The sequence below is a fragment of the Marinobacter halodurans genome (genome assembly GCF_004327985.1).
Classification (GTDB): Bacteria; Pseudomonadota; Gammaproteobacteria; order Pseudomonadales; family Oleiphilaceae; genus Marinobacter_A; species Marinobacter_A halodurans.
The window spans coordinates 1-3,384 of record NZ_SJDL01000092.1 but is presented as its reverse complement, the minus strand read 5'-3'; the positions used below and the strand labels follow the sequence as shown (position 1 = coordinate 3,384).

3 protein-coding genes are annotated in these 3,384 nt (G+C 55.6%); all 3 read right to left on the bottom strand.

Translation table 11 applies throughout. The features are described from left to right. Positions 1 to 131 precede the first annotated feature (131 nt). From EZI54_RS23310 to EZI54_RS24940, 3 genes are read right to left on the bottom strand one after another with little or no spacing between them, the layout of a single operon-like run. A complete protein-coding gene (locus tag EZI54_RS23310) occupies positions 132 to 1,964 on the bottom strand; it encodes a LysM peptidoglycan-binding domain-containing protein (RefSeq protein ID WP_131484252.1) in 1,833 nt (610 codons plus the stop codon). Then, positions 1,961 to 2,782 carry a DUF4123 domain-containing protein gene (locus EZI54_RS23305; protein WP_131484251.1) on the bottom strand — a complete coding sequence of 274 codons (822 nt, stop codon included), beginning with the start codon at positions 2,780 to 2,782 and terminating at the stop codon, positions 1,961 to 1,963. The genes EZI54_RS23310 and EZI54_RS23305 overlap by 4 nt, the downstream gene beginning before the upstream one ends. Positions 2,783 to 2,798: 16 nt before the next feature. Further along, positions 2,799 to 3,248 carry a hypothetical protein gene (locus EZI54_RS24940; protein WP_207389328.1) on the bottom strand — a complete coding sequence of 150 codons (450 nt, stop codon included), beginning with the start codon at positions 3,246 to 3,248 and terminating at the stop codon, positions 2,799 to 2,801. Between the last annotated feature and the right edge of the window lie 136 nt (positions 3,249 to 3,384).

The following is a 3,384-nucleotide window of genomic DNA, read 5'->3' as shown; positions in this document are numbered from 1 at the left end:
TGGCCTTGCGAGAATCAGCGGTATTGGCGCTTGATATTGACTATTTTATGGTCAATTCCGGCCTTGCTGGATGGGCCGACCGAGACCGATGAATGGTTGGCTGTCTGAAAACGGCGTTTTTGCAGGGTCGACTAAGTCAGCTTGTGGAGTATGGGGCCTTTTACTTCGGGGGGCGAATGTAGGAAAACGCTATTCTCCCCTCTTGCAATGTCGTTCTGGATATTTTTGGCGAGCGCTTCCCCCTCTTTTTCCTGAGCCCTGCCGTACTGTTGGGCTTGAATGAAATTCCTGACAAAAATTTCGACAGAAGCTACAGTTGAAGTCGTAAACTCAGCTGCTGCGCTAGCGTAGTCCAGTCCTTTAGATAGAGCTAGCAACGATATTCTGACGTACTGCGTGAAGGCGTTAGTTTCATTATCGAAGATTTCTAGATACCGGAGATCCGTTTTCAATAGACTGTTATAAATGAAGCGCATCATGCTGGCGATATCATTTACGTTGACTTCAAAAACGAATGTACCGCTTGCCCCAAGGCCAAAGACGAGGCCTGCATGCGCCCGGAGAAAGAATTTTCCGGACTTGTCACTAAAGCCAAGTTTCAGGTAAGCCTCTGCCCCAATCCCAGCAGCCCCTTCGACTTTTTCGCCAATCTGACAAATGGTTTTCCAGTCCGATTGCCGGGTGAGTTTATCAATCCAGTACAGCCCGCCCAACACCTCGCAACCGGCTCGCACCCCGGCGAACGCCCCGGCCTCGGCATAGGCGCCTTCGTCGTCGGCGGGAGCGCCGGCAATGCCTTTGATGCTTGGCACGCCTTCCGAGCAGTCGACCTTGACGTTGGCTGCCAATAAAGCGGACGCACCGGCGTAACCGCTGACGGAGATGGTCAGTTTGGCCTGGAAGTGGCCCATGCTCTGGTAGGCCAATGGGCCATCCCAGCCGCCTTCGTGGTAGTAAATCCGGATCTCCGATTCGTCGTTGGCCGGATACGCCTGTTCAATGGAGGCTTTGCCCTGAGCCAGACTGAATTGCGCGCTGGCCTTGGCCTGCAGGTGGACCTTGCCATCGATGGGCTTGAACTCGCCGGAAGCAGAGGCTCCCGCAGCAAACCGCATGAACTGCGCCTCCGCGGAGGCGTCGAATCCGGTCGCATCCCGGTTTTTCTGTCGATTTTCCGAGCTGCCCCAAATGGACCAGCTCACTTCCTCGTAGAACTGGTTAAGCGACTTGCTGAAATGGCTGTCCGGATCCAGCTTCCAGAAACTGCTGTTGAACTTGATGCCAAAGTCCGCTTCGACGGCCTCACGCAGCTTCCCGGTGTCGATGCCTTTCTGTGTCAGCCAGCCCGCACTGCGATTTCTATCCTTGGCGGTCATTTTGTAGCTTCGCCAATGGTTGGCGATCTTGTCCGAGCGGACATAGGTGTAGTGCTTGTTGCCTTTAAGGCGCTTGATCTCCGTGAGCTTGGGGGTCGACTGCATGGTCGTGCTCACGATTCCGAGATCCTGCAGCTCTTTAACTGCAGCGTCTTTTTCTTGCTGGATGGCTGTTGTCAGGGCGCCTTCCCTGTCGGTTGGTAAGCCATTCGCGCCTGCTGTGGGGGCGTCGTCTTTTTGCAGGTCCTTGTACAGCTTCTCAATAGCGCCCCCGACCCGCTTTTCCTCCTCAATCAGCTCGTTTAGGTCATATTCGGTGAGGAAGAGGAGTTCTTCCGTGCCGGTCACGTGGACAATCTCGACATATTCATCCGCACAGGGTGCTGATTCCGAGACATCAGTGGCGGGAGAGGCGGTGAGAGGTTGTCCATGGCTGCCCGGCAGTTTCAGTTGCTGGCCCGTGTAGATCCGGTTTGGATCTTCAATGGACGGGTTCAGGCGCATTAAGCCGGAAACCGTCGCATTATTTTTCTGGGCGATACGGCTGAGCGTGTCCCCGGCCTGAACGGTGTAAGCGGATGCCATCATGCACCTCCATATGTCAGCAGATGATCCAGCTCGGCAAGTTTTTCGAAATTGGTCAGCTCGTCACTGGCCAGGACGGCCTGACACTCAGCTGAGTTCAATCGCTCGCCATGATGTACTGCCATTTCTGCATAGTGGGCGATGTCCTTTTCAGTGACGAATGCCTGTGTTTCGGCTTGCTGTACGATATCGCTGAGAGAACTGAGCGAAGTATCGCCTTGTGCCAGCCCCAGGTGATCGGCCAGCCTTCCTATGAAGCGACTTCTCTTGATGGCTTTCATGCGGTCCAACTGTTCTTGAGTGAGTTGGAACCAGCCTTCGTCCTTCAACTGCTTGATCGAGCCGGTCGAAGCAATCTCTATGGTTTGCCAGCCCGAGTCCGGGGTCGGATTCATCCAACACTCAATGGGGCCGCTGAACGCGATTTTTTCGCTGTCATCCATGGCGCCCAGGAAATTGGCTAAGTGGGATTGCGCATAAAAACGGCAATAGCTGAGTTGCCCTGACGGCAGCCGGATACTGATCAGGCTCTGTAGATGGCCGAGTAACGCGTCTTTTGTCACTCGTGTTTTCAGGACGATGCCATACCGGGACCATTCTTCACTGTTATCCCATAAGCGCGATCCCGGAGAGGGTTTGACGAGGAGGGGGCTTGCCTCAATCGCGGATTCGTGCCGAGTGCCCCGGTAGAGCCATGCCACCCAAGGAGAATCATCGTGTTTGTAGGTCAACATCAAAGCGTCGATCATCGCTCCGTCGAGCAGCAGATAGCTGTCAGGCATGGCTTCGCGGTCGTACATTTCGGTATTTGAGCGTTCCATCGTCGATCTATTCCGTTCAGCTTTCACTGCATTGACAATCCGCCAACGGGCACTGACCGTCTGGCTGGCGATGGCATTGCTTGCTCAGGAAAACGTCCTTTTGGGCCGCCCGCTTTAACTTTTGGGCCGAACTTGGCGAGCTTTCAACGTTTTCCCGATTAGAGGTCTCAGCCAGCGCATCAGACTCCACATGGGGATTTTTATTTTTGTCCAAGGCTTGCGGAATGATTGGGGCGACTGCGGCAACCGCCGCTCCACTCCCTGGCGCCCCGCCGGAATTCATCTTGATCATCGGCCCGGAGACGGTGACGCCGCTGGGGTCGACTTTGACGAAGCTGCCGCCTGCCTTGAGGGTGATTTCGGCGCCGGCTTCGACGACGATCTTCATGCCCGCCTTGTGATGGATCTCGGTGCCCGCTTCCACCAGTTGGGCTTTGCCCTGTTTGCTGTGGTGGGTGCCACCCACCGTCAGGCTTTGGCAGTGCCATGGGCTACTGGGAATTACTGCTGCGCCTGGGAGACCGGGAATTCGTCACCAACCACGCCACCACCTCGGCGTTCCTCGACCGCATGGTGGCCTACCCCGGCGGCATCATCCAGGA